Below are 15,194 nucleotides of genomic sequence, written 5' to 3' on the forward strand. Positions count from 1 at the left end.
CGGTTGCCTTCCTCAGGCTGCCTTCTTGGGCGGATGCGGCTCTTCTCCAGTCACGGCCGCGAGGATGCGTCGGCGGATCGCCGCCTGCTTGGAGCCGGACTGGATCTTCAGCTTGGTGAGATCGGTGACGTAGAACACGTCGACCACCCGCTCGCCGAAGGTGGCGATGTGCGCCGAGGCGATGTTGAGGTTGAGATCGCTCATCGCCGTCGTCACGTCGTAGAGAAGACCCGGCCGGTCGAGGCAGGACACTTCGAGGACGGAAAGGGTCTCCGACAGCGCATTGTCGAACTTGATATCGGTCGGCACGCTGAATGCCTTGGTCGCCTTGCGTTGACCGACACGGCGGGCAACGATCTCGGGCAGTCTCTCGCGCCCCTCGAGTGCCGCCTCGATCATCTTCAGCACGCGGTCGGCGCGGCGGAACTCGTCGGCGTCGTCGGGAAACTCGCGATTGATCAGGATGGTGTCGAGGGCGAGGCCGTCGGTGGTGGTGTAGATCTGGGCGTCGGCGATGTTGACGCCAGCCGCCGCGCAGGCGCCGGTGATGGTCGACAGAAGGCGCGGATGGTCGGGCGCCACCACCACCAGTTCGGTGATCGCCTCGAACTTCTTGGTCGAATACGCGGTCGCAAGACGCCTGCCGGTGCCCTCCATCGATTTCAGAAGGCGGGCGTGCATCACCTTCTCGGGCAGGTCGACGCGCAGCCAGTAGGGCGCGAAATGGCGGCGGCCATAGTCGGAAAGCTCCGCCTCGCTCCAATCGGTCAGCTCGGCGGCAAGTTCCGCCTTGGCGGCGGCGACGCGCTGGTCGCGCGACAGCTTCGAGTGACCGCCGAGGAGATAGGGCTCGGTCTCGTAGTAGAGCGTCCTGAGGAGCTGCCCTTTCCAGCCGTTCCAGACGCCCGGACCCACTGCCTTGATGTCGGCGATGGTCAGCATGAGCAGCATGCGAAGCCGTTCCACCGTCTGCACCACGGCCGCGAAGTCGCGAATGGTCTGGCGGTCGGACAGGTCGCGCGACTGGGCGATGATCGACATCACCAGATGGTTTTCCACCAGCCAGGCGAGCTGGTCAGTCTCTGCCGGCGAGAAGCCGAAGCGCGGTCCGAGGCGGCGGGCGATCTTGGCGCCGGCGATCGAATGATCCTCGACGCGGCCCTTGGCGATGTCGTGCAGGAACAGGGCGAGATAGAGCACGTTGCGGTTGGCGACGGACGGAAACAGCTCCGTGGCGAGCGGATGGTCGCCCTGCTCTTCGCCGCGCTCGATCTGCGCAAGTAGGCCTATGGCCCGCAGCGTGTGTTCGTCCACGGTGTAGTGATGATACATGTTGAACTGCATCATCGCCACGACGCGGCCGAACTCGTTGATGAAGCGGCCGAGTACGCCGGTCTCGTTCATCGCCCTCAGCACCGCCTCGGCATGCCTCTTCGAGGTCAGCACGTCGAGGAAGATGCGGTTGGCTTCCTCGTTGTCGCGCAGGCTGCCGTCGATCAGGCGCAGCGAGCGGGTGATAAGCTTCAGCGCGTCGGGATGGAAGTCGAGGTCCTTTCGGGCGGCGACCGCGAAGATGCGCAGGAGGTTCACCGGGTCGCGCTCGAACACGCTGTCGTCGATCACCGACAGGCGATCGTTGTCGATGATGAACTGCGGGGTTCCGGGAAGCGACTTCTTGCGGCGCCGGAAGGTATGGCGCAGCACCCGGTCGAGCATCGGCTTGGGCTTGGCGTGCGTCTCCTCAAGGGCGGCGCAAAAGATGCGCGTGAGGTCGCCGACATCCTTGGCCACCAGGAAATAGTGCTTCATGAAGCGTTCGACGGGCTCAAGGCCGGGATGAAGCTGATATCCCAGCAGCTCGGCGATCTCTCGCTGGTTCTCGAAACCGAGCCGGTCGTCGGCCCGATTGGTGACGAAGTGGAGATTGCAACGCACCGCCCAAAGGAACTCCTCGCACTTGTGAAAGCGATTGAGTTCCTTGCGCGAGAACACGCCATGCTTCACGAGTTCGTCGGCGGTCGAGGCGCGGTAGAAGTATTTGGCGATCCAGAACAGCGTATGGAGGTCGCGAAGGCCGCCCTTGCCGTCCTTGACGTTGGGCTCGACGAGATAGCGCGAAGTCCCGGCCCGCCGGTGCCGCTCGTCACGCTCGGCCAGCTTGGCCTGGATGAACTCGGGCCCGCTTCCCTTGATCACCTCGTTGTCGAAGCGGGCGATCATCTCGGCATAGAGCTCCTTGTCGCCGAGAATCCAGCGCGCCTCGAGCAGCGCCGTGCGGATGGTCATATCGGCGCGACCGAGCTTGATGCAGTCTTCGACGCGACGGGTCGAGTGGCCGACCTTGAAGCCGATGTCCCAGAGATAATAGAGGATGTGTTCGAGGATCTTGTCGGCGAGCGGCTGCGCTTTCGGCGGCAGCAGAAACAGAAGGTCGACGTCCGACGACGGAGCCAGCGTGGCGCGGCCGTAGCCGCCGACGGCGACGATGGCGATCTTCTCGTCGCGCCCCCCCGGAAAGACGCGCGTCACCGTGTGCTCGTAGATCACGTTGATCAGCGAATCCACGAGCGCCGAGAGGCGACGGGCGCAGGCGACGCCATCCCGGTCGCGGCGGAGAATGTCCCGGGCCGTCGCTCGTCCGTCCAGATTGGCGCGCTTCAGCACGGTGAGCAACTCGGGGCGCGGATCGGTGCCGGCGGCTGCCGCACGATCTGCGATTTTGGCCATTTCCGCGCCGAGCGCCGTCTCGTCGATCAAGATGGCGGTTTCCGGGAGCTTGGTCATCGACGGCAATCACCTTCGGACGAGGGAGGCGCGGCAGTTTGGTGCGAGTACGCAGCCGGCAACAAGATCGAATAGTCGGCGGAAACCGAACAATCAACCATGTGCGCGTCCGATTCCGATCCTGAGGGCCTTCAGCCGGTAGATGGCCTCAAGCGCCTCGCGCGGGCTGAGTTCGTCGGGCGCCAGCGCGTCGATCGCTGCGAGCAGTTCGGCTTCCGCCGGATCGGGCGCTGATTCCGCCGGTGCCGACGGGGTTGGATGACGGGCAAGCGAGAACAACGGCAGGTCGTCCAGCATCGAGGCGGCGTTGTTCCCGCCGGACTTCTCAAGCTCGGCAAGTACGGAGCGCGCCCGCTCGATCACCGGACGGGGCAAGCCGGCGAGCTTGGCGACCTGGATGCCGTAGGAGCGATCGGCCGAACCCGGCACGATCTCGTGCAGGAACACGACGTCGCCACGCCACTCCTTCACCTTGACAGTGGCGTTGACGACGCGCGGCAGGCGTTCTGAAAGCGCGGTCAGCTCGTGGTAGTGCGTCGCGAACAGCGTGCGGCAGCGATTGGCTTCGTGCAGATGCTCGATGGTGGCCCAGGCGATGGACAGGCCGTCGTAGGTGGCCGTGCCGCGGCCGATCTCGTCGAGGATGACGAAGGAACGCGGCCCCGCCTGGTTGAGGATGGCCGCCGTCTCGATCATCTCCACCATGAAGGTGGAGCGGCCGCGCGCCAGGTCGTCGGCGGCGCCAACGCGCGAGAACAGGCGATCGACCACGCCGATATGCGCCGACTTGGCCGGCACGAAGGAGCCGATCTGGGCGAGCACGGCGATCAGCGCGTTCTGCCTCAGGAAGGTCGACTTGCCGGCCATGTTGGGGCCGGTGACCAGCCAGAGCTTGCCGGCCGCCTCGCCACCGACATCGCAGCCGTTGGCGACGAACGATCCGCCGTCCTCGCGCAGAACCTGCTCGACCACCGGATGGCGGCCGCCATCGATGCGGAAGGTGAGGCTGTCGTCGACGCGCGGGCGGACATAACCCTCGGCGGCTGCGAGTTCGGCGAGCGCGGTGGCAACGTCGAGCGCGGCCAGCATGTCGGCCGCCCGCTTGATGGCGGTCCCGGCTTCCATCGTCTCGCGGGTGAGCTCGGCGAAAACCGAGAGTTCCACGGCCAAGGCCCTCTCCGCCGCCGAGGCGATGCGGCCTTCGAGCTCCGACAGCTCCGTGGTCGAGAAACGCATGGCGCCGGCCAGGGTCTGCCGGTGAATGAACAGCCGGTTGAGCGGCTCGCTGGTCATCGCCTGGGCGTAGTTCGGCGCCACCTCGATGAAATAGCCGAGCACGCCGTTGTGCCGCACCTTCAACGACTTGATGCCGGTCGTCTCGGCATAGGTCTGCTGCAGGGCGGCAATCACCTGACGGCTTTCGTCGCGCAGGGCGCGCGCCTCGTCGAGGTCGGCACGGAAGCCCGGCCGCACGAAACCGCCATCACGCTTCAGGAGGGGCAGTTCATCGTCGAGCGCGGCGGTCAGCCGTTCGGCGAGGTCGGCCGGCGCGGCTTGGAGGCCATGGGCGATACGCTCGATCTCTGGTCCCGCGCCGCCGGCCTCCCTGAGATCGCCAGCCAGTTGCGCGGCAGCGGCGAGTCCTCCGGCGATGGCGGCGAGGTCGCGCGGACCGCCCCGGTCGAGGCTGATGCGGGTGAGGGCTCGGGCCATGTCCGGCGCACCGGCCAGATCCCGGCGCAGCCTGGCCCGAAGCGTTGTCTCCGAGACGAAGAAGTCGACCGCATCGAGACGGTCGCGGATGCCGTCGGGGTCGGCGAGCGGCGCGGCGAGACGGTCGGCGAGGAGACGCGCTCCGGCGCCCGAAACCGTACGGTCGATGGCATGAAGCAGCGAACCGCGCCGTTCGCCGGACAGCGTGCGCGACAGTTCGAGATTGGCCCGGCTGGCGGCGTCGATGGCCAGTGCACCGCCCAGACTCTCGCGAGCCGGCGGGTCGAGTAGCGGCCGGTTGCCGACCTGTGTCTTGTCCACATAGGCGACGATGGCGGCGGCGGCGGTCAGTTCCAGCCGAGTGAAGCTACCGAAAGCATCGAGAGAAGCAACGGAGAAGAAGTCGGCGAGCCGGTGCTCGGCGGTGGCGGCGTCGAAGAACGCGCGTGGCAGCGGCACCACGGCCTGGCTTGCCGCCTTGAAGGTTCTGCGGAGTTCGTCGTCGTCAAAAAGTCCGTCGGCGGCCAGGAGCTCGCGCGGCTCGATGCGCGCAAGTAGCGCCGGCAACGCGGCGGCGGTGGTTTCCGCCAGTCGGAAGATGCCGGTCGACATGTCGGCCCAGGCGACGGCGAAGCTGTCGGCGGCGCTCTCGGTTCCCTTCTGGCGGGCGACCGCCGCGAGATAGTTGGAACGGCGCGCGTCGAGAAGGTTGTCCTCGGTCAGGGTGCCGGGCGTGACGAGCCGGACGACGTCGCGTCTCACCACCGATTTGGAACCGCGCTTCTTGGCTTCCGCCGGATCCTCCATCTGCTCGCAGACGGCGACGCGGTGACCGAGCGCGATGAGGCGCTGAAGGTAGTCGTCGGCAGCATGCACCGGCACGCCGCAAAGCGGAATATCCTCGCCGCGATACCTGCCGCGCTTGGTCAGCGTGATGCCGAGAGCCCGGGATGCCACCTCGGCATCCTCGAAGAACATCTCGTAGAAGTCGCCCATCCGATAGAACAGAAGGCAGTCGGGATTGGCCGCCTTGATCTCGATGAACTGCGCCATGGCGGGCGTCGCCCCGTCGGCGGTCCGGTCGTCTGGAAGGGCTTGAACGTCGGTCATGGGGGCGGAAGCTAACAAAGCCCGCGACGCTTTTCACGCGTCAAATGACCGACGGTTCAGGTTATCCAGCCCGTCATTCCGGCACGGGCGACGGGCGCGTCAGGACGCCTTCGCCATAGTTGGCCTTGTCGCGGTTGCGATGAGAGCCGAGGTTCTCGGAGGCAAGATAGGTCCAGATATCCTCCGCCGTCTCGGCGAAGTGGACCAGCCCGATGTCCTCCCGATTGATCATGCCGTAGTCGGCCAGCGCGTCGAAATTGATGACCTTGTGCCAGTATTCGCCGTCCACCAGCACCACGGGAATTCGGGTGCCCTTGTGGGTCTGGGTCAGCGTCAGGAGCTCGAACAGTTCGTCGAAGGTCCCGAAGCCGCCGGGGAAAACCACCAAAGCATTGGCACGCATGGCCAAATGCATCTTGCGCATGGCGAAGTAGTGGAACCGGAAGGTGAGCTGCGGCGTCGTATAGGCGTTGGGTTCCTGCTCGTGCGGCAGGGTGATGTTGAAGCCGATGGTCGGTGCGCCGGCGTCGCGGGCGCCACGGTTTGCCGCCTCCATGATTCCGGGACCGCCTCCGGTGGCGATCACGTTGTCGAAGAAGCCGTCGGTCCGATTGACGGCGCCGCCGCGTTCGGAGGCGATACGGCCGAACTCGCGCGAAGTGTTGTACCAGCGATTGTGCAGGGGATCTCCGTTTTCATGGACACGGGCCGAGCCGAACACTACGAGCGTGGAGCGGATGCCCCAGGCCTTCAACGTCTGCTCGGCTTTCGAATACTCGAGCATGAATCGGACGCCGCGCATCGAGTCCGAAAGAAGGAACTCGTCGTCGATGGCTGGCAGGACGAAGGCCTTGGAGGTCTTCTGGGCGGTGTTGTCGGCAATGTCGGTCATGCGGTCAGTCCAGGATTTCCGGCCAGAAGCGGCGATAGCGAGGATAGGGATAGGCATCTTAAGGAACGCTGAAACACGGCCGCACTGTGGCACGAAGGCGTCTAGGGGCGCCCTGCGTCTGCGTGAGGACCGGCGGCAACGGATATAATCGTTCCCGAATCAGACCGTTCGCTTCATGGAAAGGCGCTTGAACCGACGGCGGCAGCTGGAGCTGAAACTGGACGAAGACCTGACGATCGACGAGGCCCGCCATTCCCAGGCGCCGGATGCCGCCGCATCCTCCCGCCTCGATGCCGCACGCCTGCTGCTCGCTCGCGGGAACTGGGCGGAAGGCTTTGTCGACTTCGAGCACCGGGCCTTTGCATCACCGTCAGACCGGCCGCTTTGGAGCGGCGCGCGCTTGCCGGCGGCCCGTCTCGTCGTGCTCGCCGAGAGCGGCGAATGCGACACGCTTGCCTTTGCTCGCTTCCTGCCCGAACTCGCCGCCCGTGTGCTGTCTCTGACGCTTGCCGTGCCAAGCGAGCAGATGGAGCGGCTCGCGCCCTTCGCCGGCGCCTTCGGCGGCGTGCCGCTCGTCGACGCGGCTTGCCTGCCGCCACACGATCTCGTCCTGCCGCTCGCGTCCGCCCCGATGGTGCTCGGCCTGTCACCGGATGAGGTGCCGCCGCCTCGCCTTGCGCAGCGAACACGGAGGAATGCGGGGGCGATTGGCGTGGCTTTGGCGTCCTCGCCCTGGAGCGCCAGGGACGAGATGGCGCCGGAGCGTGTCGTCGATGCGCTTCGCCAGGCCTTTCCCGGCCAAAGATTGATAGCGCTCGATCAGGCAGCCGCCTCGCAGTTGGGCGACAAGGCTGTCGAAGCCGATCCTGCCGCGCTTGCTGAGCTTGACCTCGTCGTTGCCACCGATGGTCCGGTGGCTCATGCCGCAGGGGTGGTCGGCACACCGCTCTGGCTGCTGCTCGATGATGAGCCGCACTGGATGTGGGGGTGCCAGGGGCTGTTCAGCCGCTGGTATCCCACCGCACGCCTCTTTCGCGCTGATGGGCCGGGTTGGCTGGGCGTGGCCGATGCGCTCGCGGCCGAGGCCAAGGCGCTTGTCATTCCCGGTCTTTCCGACATCGCTGCTCTTGATCGGCTTGCCGCGGCAGCGGAAGGTGTCGACGGCGAGTCGGCAGCCCGTGCCGCTCTGCCGTTTGCCGCCCGTCTGGCGGCGCTCGAGCCGACCGCGCCTGCCCGATGGGCTCGGCTTGCCGGGCTGCTGCTCCGCTTCGGCGACGTGGAAGACCTCGATCGGGTGTTGGGTATCGGCTTGTCCACCGGGCCGCGTCACGCGCCACTGCTGCTGTTTGCCGCCCACCGCGATCTTGATCGAGGCAAACCCGCCGCAGCCCTCCGATACGCCGAACTGGCATTGAGCGCCGACCCTGCTTCGACGGATGCGTTGACGATCCGTGCCGATGCCTTCCTGGCGCTCGGCGATCTTTCCAAGGCGGAGTTCGCACTTCGCCAGGCGGTGCAGGCAGCTCCGCGCCGAGCCAGTCTTCTGGTCGCCTGGGGCGAAATGCTGAGAAAGCTCGGTGACGTTCGCGGAGCCTCCAGGGCCTTCGAACGGGCCGTCATCATCGGTGACGATGCCGATGCGCGACTGGGGCTCGGACGTTTGGCCGAAGCGGCCGGAGAGACCGGACTAGCCCTGCATTTCCTGGGGTCCGCCCTGGCTCGCGATGGCGGCCACACAGAGGCGGCAATGGAGTTTGCGCGCATTCTTGTCGCGGCCGGCCGCATTCGCGAGGCCATCGGTGTTCTGCGCCGCCTCATCGTCCATCGTCCTTCTCCTCCAGTCCGTGCCTTCCTCGGGGAGTTGCTTCTGGCCTCCGGGGACTTTGCGGCCGGTCTTGCCGAGTTCGAATGGCGCAACGGCGTGTCCCGCACGCTTCCAAGGGCAACCGATCTCGTCGACCGGAACGTCGTTCTCGTTGCCGAGGGCGACGTCGGCGCGTTGATTCGCTTTCTGCGGTTTGTTCCTATGCTCAAGGCAGCCGGCGCGGCCGGCGTTCGCCTCTTCGGTGCGGACGAGTTGGCGCCGATCCTCGCCGCTGTCGACGGGCTCGACGGCGTAGGGGAGCCTGAAGAGGGCGATCTGGTGCTGCCGATCATGAGCGTGCCCGCGCTGCTCGGCCTCACCGTGGACGATCTGTCGGTTTCGCGCGCTTATGTCACGGTCGAGTCCGTGGCGGTGACCAATGCGGCGCGGGCGTTCGCCCACCTCGACGGCTTTCGTGTTGGCTTTGCGCTCGATGGCATGAGCGCAGCCGATGCCGCCGCCCTTGCCACCGTCACCGGCGCTGCATTTGTCGCCCTCGACGCGGGAGCGGCGGCACGCTTCCACACGGCCTGGCCGCTTTCCGTCGATCAGGCCGGTCTCGACAGGATTGCCGCCGCGCTGCCGAATCTCGACGCCGTGGTCGCCATGGCGTCGAGCCCGATCGCCGCGCTGGCTGGCGCCATGGGGCGGGCCGTCTTCGTCATTGGGCCGGACCGCGATGATTGGCTCTGGCTGGAGAAGGACGGGCGCACGCCCTGGTTCCCGACCGCCCGTCTCTTTCGCCGGCGGCCCGGCGACGAAAAGGGCGCTTCGCTTTCCCGGCTGACCGATGCGTTTACCTCTTTCGCGGCCGGCGACCGAGCCATTCCGTTTCGTGCCGATCCGGTGCCGACCGCCATGGCATTCTCCGAAAGTGAGGCTTCCCCTCGCCCCAGCGGCGTGCTCGCTCAAGCCGGCCTTGCGGCGTCCAGAAGCCGCGACGACTATCGTGCCGCGCTGTTGCTCGGCGATGCCATTGCGGCTGGGGCCAGCGAGCCGGAGCTGCGCGAGATGCTTGCCGCCGCGCTTCTGAGGATCGGCGAACGTGACCGGGCCGGACGCCTGCTCGCCGCGCTGGTTGCCGAGGCTCCCACCGCCGATCGGCTGGTCGAACTGTCGGAAGTCGATCGCCTGGGCGGCCGGCTCGAAGAAGCGCTCGCTCATGCCGATCGGGCGGTCGAACTTCGACCCGACGCCGCAAGGGGCCATCGAGCCGTCGGCAAAGCCCTGGTGGCGCTCGGCCGTGCAGGAGACGCGCTCGCCGCCTATGGTCGCGCCTTGGCGCAGGCCTCGGCCGACCCCGAGCTCTTGATGGACGAAGCGGAAGCGTTGCTGATTGCCGGCGATTACAAGAACGGCTTTGCCCGCGCAGAAATACGGTGGCAGGCGGCCGAACTGCTGCCACGACGCTTCTCGGCGCCACGCTGGACGGGCGAGGACATCGCAGGCAAGACTCTCCTTGTTCATGGCGAGCGGGACCTGGGGCTCGACATCGCCTTCGCACGCTTCTTGCCGCAGCTTGCCGAGCGTGGTCCGCGACTTGTCTTGGAAGTCCGCCCCGCACTCACGGATCTGTTCCGGAGGCTCGATCTCGGTGGAGACGTGACGGTGGTCGAGCAGGGACGCCGCCTGCCGCCCCATGACCTGGAAGTCCCGCTTCGGAGCCTGCCGAACGTGTTCGGCACCGAGAGGGACGGTTTGCCGCCGTCCGCCCGCTTCCAGCCCGATCCCTTGCGGGTTGATGCTTGGCGTCGACAATTCGCCGGTGGTGACGGTCGGCCCGCCATCGGCGTTTATTGGCGAAACGCCGAGGATGCCGCTCTGTTGGCATCGCTTGCCGACGTTCGCGATGTCCGCCTGTTTGCTCTCGATCGCCGCGCCGGCAGGGCCTCGCTCGCCACGCTGCCGAACGGACTGGGGGTAGAACCGCTCGGCGATCGGCTTGGCGGCTTCGTCGAGATGGCCGCGACCATGACGGCGCTCGACGCGGTGATCGCCCCCGTATCGGCTACCTGCCATCTCGCCGCCTCGCTCGGTCGGCCGACGATCGTCTTGGCTCCGTCGGCCACCGATTGGCTTTGGATGGGAGAGGACCGCACGCCCTGGTATCCCGATGCTCACCTGTTGCGTCGGGAGGGCGATCTCGCCGGGCTCTTGCGCGCCCTGGTTCTCGAAAGGGCGGCGACATGACCGAAACGGTCGTCGATCAACTGCTGGCTCGCGCCGCCGCCGCCGAGGAAGCCCACAGGTGGATCGAGGCGGTGGCTCTCTACGAGGTGGCGCTCGTTCGGTCGCCGGACCATGTACCGGCAATGCTCGGCGCCGCCGCCGCCGCGCGTGCCAATGGTGACCACGCGCGCGCCGTTGTGTTCCTGACGCGCGCCGACCGCACCGCGCCCGGCCGTGCCGACATTGCCCTGGCCCTCGGCGAAGCGCTCGCGGCGACTTCGCGCCTGGCGGAAGCGGCTGCGGCTTTCGAACGAGCTCGTGCCGCCAAACCGCTCGATGCGGGCCTCGCCGCCCGCCTGGGCGCAGCCCGTCTCGCGGCGGGCGATGCTCCTGGGGCGGTCTCGGCGTTCGAAGCGGCACTACGTCTCGATCCTGCCGAGCCCCGCGCCGTTGGTGGCCTCGGTCCGGCGCTGGCCTCCGCCGGTCGCCCTCTGGCCGCGGTCGAGGCATTTCGTCGGTCTGGAGACCCTCGCCCGCGCGTCGAGCGTGCAGCGGCGCTGCTGGCGCTCGGCGACATGGCCGGAGGCTTTGCCGATCTCGATGCCATCGCCGCCCGCCCGGTCTGGGCGACGAAGCTTCAGGCTTGGGACGGCTTTCCGCTCGACCGTCCGCTTCTCGTCTGGGCCGGGGGCGATCCGCTTGATCTCGCCGCTTTCGCCGCGGCCCTGCCGCTCGCCCGGTCGCTGGTGGTCGATCTCGTCCTGGTGGTTCCCAAGCCTTTCGTCCGCCTGGCTTCGGCGCTCGCCGGGGTTAGCCGCGTCGTCGCCGACAATGACGATCTCGGCGGCTTGGTCGAAACGGCCGGCGCAGCGGCCCCACTCGTCGGGTTGCCGCATCGGCTCGGCCTCACCGCCGGTAGTTTCGCCGCAACCAGCCCGCTGCTCGCCGCCGAGCCAATGCTCGCCGATCGCTGGAGTGCCCGGCTCGATCTCGGACGAGGACGACCCGCCGTCGGTCTTGTTTGGGGCGGTGGTTTGCCGCTTGCCGATCTCACGCCGCTTGCCGGCATCGCCGACCTGAGGTTCGTTGCCCTCGAACGATTGCCTTCGGCCACGCTTGCCCGTTCGTCGTCGCCATCGGGATGGGAGGTTGCTGGCGCGCCGATCCGCGTCGAGCATCCCGGGCCCGATTTCGAAGCCGGCATCGACGCCCGCGTCGACTGCGCCGCGCTCATCAGCCGGCTGGATGCCGTGATTGCCGTCGACGGCCTGCCGCTTCGCCTGGGAGGTCTGCTTGGGCGTCCCGGTGTCGCGCTCTTGCCCATGGCCACCAGTTGGATATGGCGGGTCGAGGGTGGCAAGACGCCCAGCTATCCGTCCCTGTCACTGTTGAGGCAGACGTCGGGAGGATCGCTCTCGGCCTTGTTGCCCGAAGCGGTCCAACGCATCCGCAGCATGGTCCATGACTGACCGCGAGAGAAAAATCCCACCGGAAATCAGCTGGTTCCGGGAAGCATGTTGCCGCAGAATGCAAGTCGGACGACAATAGGGGAATGATATTTTACAAACAGGCCATTCCCTAGGGAATGGTATCTCTTGCCAATTGCACTCGTCCTTTTAGGATTTCAACCTGTCGGGAGATGCTGAGGCGCCGGAAAGGCCGCCGAAGCTTCCGGACAGGTGCGATGCCTAGCATTGCCTAGGGCTGGAGACTGGAAGCATGAGAGGCTTTAAACGTCTGGGATTGTTCGCCGCTCTCGTCGCGGCACCCCTGGCCCTTGCCGGTCCCGTCGCGGCGGTGACGCTGACCAACGTCTCCTATGATCCGACCCGCGAGTTCTACGAGGCCTACAACGCCGCCTTCGCTGCCCACTGGAAGGCGGAAACCGGTGAGGACATCGCCATCCGCGCTTCACACGGCGGCTCCGGCAAGCAGGCACGTGCCGTCATCGACGGTTTGCCGGCCGATGTGGTAACCTTGGCCCTCGAAAGCGACATCAACGCCATCGCCGAGAGGACGGGCAAGATTCCGGCCGATTGGCGCGGCAAGCTGCCGCACAATTCCGCGCCCTACACCTCGACCATCGTTTTCATGGTCCGCAAGGGCAACCCCAAGGGCATCCTCGATTGGGGGGATCTCGTCAAGGATGGCATCGAGGTGATCACGCCCAACCCGAAGACATCGGGGGGCGCTCGCTGGAACTACCTTGCCGCCTGGGCCTGGGCCGCCGGGCAGTATGGTGGCGACGAGGCGAGAATCCGCGATTTCGTCGCTACGCTCTACAAACATGTACCCGTACTTGATACGGGCGCCCGTGGCGCCACCGTCACCTTTGCCCAGCGCGAACTCGGCGATGTCCTGCTTGCCTGGGAGAACGAGGCCTTCCTGGCGCTCGACGAGTTCGGTGCCGACAAGTTCGATATCGTGGTGCCACCGCAGTCGATCCTCGCCGAGCCTCCGGTCGCCGTCGTGGAAGGCAATGCCGAGGCCAACGGGGCCGAGAAGGAAGCCCGCGCCTACCTCGAATATCTCTACTCGGCCGAGGGGCAGACGCTCGCTGCCAAGTTCCACTATCGTCCGTCCGAGCCGAAGCTGGTCGACCCGGAGCTCTTGAAGGCCATCCCGGAACTCAAGCTGGTCAGCATCGACGATCCGCTGTTTGGCGGCTGGGCCAAGGCGCAGCCTTACCACTTCGGCGATGGCGGCGTGTTCGACCAGATCTACAGGCCGGGACAGTGAAGGAACCCGCCGGCGACAGCACACGTGCCGGCTATGCCGAATCTGGGGAATGCCATGTGGATCGCGACGGCGCCGCTTGGCTTTCTCTTCCCTTGATCGAATGAGACCTTGCCGCCGGCGGACCGGGATATACCGATCCGCCGGCTTCCCCTGAAAGCGAGGCCGATGACCCTCAACGTGCCTTTCGTCAAACCGAGCATCCTGCCGGGCTTTCGCCTGACGATCATCTTTACGCTCCTCTACCTGACGGCGATCGTGCTCCTGCCACTCGGCGCCCTTCTTTTCAGGGCGTCTTCGCTGGGGGTGCATGAGATCGTCGCCCTGGCGCTCGACAGCCGCACGCTGTCGGCGCTGAAGCTGTCCTTCCTCACCAGCTTCGCCGCCGCCGCTTTCAACGTCCCCTTCGGTCTGCTGATCGCCTGGGTGTTGGTCCGCTACGATTTCCCCGGTCGTCGCTTCTTCGACGCCATCATCGATCTGCCTTTTGCTCTGCCGACGGCGGTAGCCGGCATTGCGCTGACCGCGCTCTATGCGCCGAAAGGTTGGATCGGATCCGTGGCCGCCGTCTTCGGTCTCAAGATCGCCTTCACGCCGCTTGGCGTCTTCCTGGCGCTGGTGTTCGTCGGTCTGCCCTTCATCGTGCGTACGGTGCAGCCGGTGCTGGCCGAGGTCGACCGCGAGCTTGAGGAGGCCGCCGCCACTCTCGGCGCGGGACGGCTCAGAACCGTCGCATCCGTGGTTCTGCCGGTGCTCAGCCCGGCCATCCTGACGGGCTTCGCCCTGGCGTTTGCCCGAGCGGTCGGCGAATACGGCTCGGTCATCTTCATCGCCGGCAATATCCCCTATGTGTCGGAAATCGCGCCGTTGCTCATCGTCATCAAGCTGGAAGAATTCGACTATGCCGGCGCCACGGCCGTGGCCGCGATCATGCTGATGATCAGCTTCGGAACGCTGCTTCTCATCAATCTCATCCAGGCCCGGGCGCGCGCGAGGTATGGTCATGTCTGACGGTTCCATCGCGGCGGCCGTGTCGCTCGATGAGGCGACGTCCACCGGAGGCGCCGCCGCGCGCCCGGCGCAGCGACGCCTGCCGACGGAGGAGGCTCCGTGGGTCAGGCGCCTGCTCATCGGTCTGGCGGTGGGCTTTCTCGGCTTGTTCCTGCTGCTGCCGCTGATCACGGTCTTCATGGAGGCGTTCCGCAAGGGGGGCGGCGCCTTCCTCGCCGCTTTCGCCGATCCTGCGGCCATCGACGCCATCCTCCTCACCTTGATGGTGGCGGCCATTGCCGTGCCCGCCAACCTCGTCTTCGGCATTTCGGCGGCTTGGGCAATCGCCAAGTTCGATTTTCGCGGCAAGGCCTTCCTCGTCACGCTGATCGACCTGCCGTTCTCGGTATCCCCGGTGGTCGCCGGTCTCGTCTATGTCCTGCTCTACGCCAGTCACGGCCTCCTGGGGGGGCTGGTTCAGTCGGCTGGCATTCAAGTCATCTTCGCCCTGCCGGGGATCATCATGGCGACGATCTTCGTCACCTTCCCCTTCATCGCCCGTGAATTGATCCCATTGATGGAAGAGCTCGGCGATACCGATGAAGAGGCGGCGTTGACGCTCGGCGCCTCCGGATGGCGCATGTTCTGGACGGTGACCTTGCCCAACGTCAAATGGGCGCTTCTCTACGGCGTGTTGCTCTGCAATGCCCGCGCCATGGGCGAGTTCGGCGCGGTCTCGGTCGTGTCGGGCCATATCCGCGGCTACACCAACACCATGCCGTTGCACATCGAGATTCTCTACAACGAATACCAGTTCGTCGCCGCCTTTGCCGTCGCCTCGCTGCTCGCCGCCCTGGCGCTGGTGACTCTCGGCATCAAGTCCTGGCTGGAACACCGCTATGCCGGCGATCTCGCCGCCGGCCACCGCCACTGACG

Annotated in this window: 8 protein-coding genes; 5 read left to right on the forward strand and 3 right to left on the reverse strand. The window is 66.5% G+C overall.

The window, feature by feature from the left end; translation table 11 throughout:
- Positions 1-12 precede the first annotated feature (12 nt).
- The 3 genes from M4J39_RS10560 to M4J39_RS10570 all read right to left on the reverse strand — a co-directional run bounded on the left by M4J39_RS10560 (position 13) and on the right by M4J39_RS10570 (position 6,499).
- Positions 13-2,784, reverse strand: coding sequence for a [protein-PII] uridylyltransferase (locus M4J39_RS10560; protein WP_251727801.1), 2,772 nt, complete (start codon positions 2,782-2,784; stop codon positions 13-15).
- Positions 2,785-2,877: 93 nt separating this feature from the next.
- Positions 2,878-5,607: a DNA mismatch repair protein MutS gene (gene mutS, locus M4J39_RS10565; protein ID WP_251727802.1), complete on the reverse strand. Its 2,730-nt coding sequence runs from the start codon at positions 5,605-5,607 to the stop codon at positions 2,878-2,880.
- Between the two features lie 73 nt (positions 5,608-5,680).
- The gene (locus tag M4J39_RS10570) at positions 5,681-6,499 is read right to left on the reverse strand and encodes an LOG family protein (RefSeq protein WP_251727803.1); all 819 of its coding nucleotides are present in this window, start codon (positions 6,497-6,499) and stop codon (positions 5,681-5,683) included.
- A gap of 187 nt (positions 6,500-6,686) precedes the next feature.
- Between M4J39_RS10570 and M4J39_RS10575 the strand changes: the two genes are divergently transcribed.
- The 5 genes from M4J39_RS10575 (at position 6,687) to cysW (ending at position 15,192) form a co-directional block, all read left to right on the forward strand.
- Positions 6,687-10,553: a tetratricopeptide repeat protein gene (locus M4J39_RS10575; protein ID WP_251727804.1), complete on the forward strand. Its 3,867-nt coding sequence runs from the start codon at positions 6,687-6,689 to the stop codon at positions 10,551-10,553.
- Entirely contained in the window at positions 10,550-12,001 is a 1,452-nt protein-coding gene (locus tag M4J39_RS10580) for a tetratricopeptide repeat protein (protein WP_251727805.1), read from the forward strand. Before M4J39_RS10575 ends, M4J39_RS10580 begins: the two co-directional genes overlap by 4 nt.
- Positions 12,002-12,251: 250 nt before the next feature.
- Entirely contained in the window at positions 12,252-13,271 is a 1,020-nt protein-coding gene (locus M4J39_RS10585; protein ID WP_251727806.1) for a sulfate ABC transporter substrate-binding protein, read from the forward strand.
- A 165-nt stretch (positions 13,272-13,436) separates the two neighbouring features.
- Positions 13,437-14,279, forward strand: a complete 843-nt coding sequence (gene cysT / locus M4J39_RS10590) for a sulfate ABC transporter permease subunit CysT (protein ID WP_251727807.1) — start codon at positions 13,437-13,439, stop codon at positions 14,277-14,279.
- Positions 14,272-15,192 carry a sulfate ABC transporter permease subunit CysW gene (gene cysW / locus M4J39_RS10595; protein ID WP_251727808.1) on the forward strand — a complete coding sequence of 307 codons (921 nt, stop codon included), beginning with the start codon at positions 14,272-14,274 and terminating at the stop codon, positions 15,190-15,192. Before cysT ends, cysW begins: the two co-directional genes overlap by 8 nt.
- Positions 15,193-15,194: the final 2 nt, after the last annotated feature.

The sequence above is a fragment of the Pleomorphomonas sp. NRK KF1 genome (assembly GCF_023721755.1).
Lineage (GTDB): Bacteria > Pseudomonadota > Alphaproteobacteria > Rhizobiales > Pleomorphomonadaceae > Pleomorphomonas.

Excerpts from the sequence above, each read along its gene's own strand:
- cysT (WP_251727807.1), top strand. The coding sequence starts at position 13,437 with ATGACCCTCAACGTGCCTTTCGTCAAACCGAGCATCCTGCCGGGCTTT.
- cysW (WP_251727808.1), top strand. The coding sequence starts at position 14,272 with ATGTCTGACGGTTCCATCGCGGCGGCCGTGTCGCTCGATGAGGCGACG.
- M4J39_RS10560 (WP_251727801.1), bottom strand. The coding sequence starts at position 2,784 with ATGACCAAGCTCCCGGAAACCGCCATCTTGATCGACGAGACGGCGCTC.
- M4J39_RS10570 (WP_251727803.1), bottom strand. The coding sequence starts at position 6,499 with ATGACCGACATTGCCGACAACACCGCCCAGAAGACCTCCAAGGCCTTC.
- M4J39_RS10580 (WP_251727805.1), top strand. The coding sequence starts at position 10,550 with ATGACCGAAACGGTCGTCGATCAACTGCTGGCTCGCGCCGCCGCCGCC.
- mutS (WP_251727802.1), bottom strand. The coding sequence starts at position 5,607 with ATGACCGACGTTCAAGCCCTTCCAGACGACCGGACCGCCGACGGGGCG.
- M4J39_RS10585 (WP_251727806.1), top strand. The coding sequence starts at position 12,252 with ATGAGAGGCTTTAAACGTCTGGGATTGTTCGCCGCTCTCGTCGCGGCA.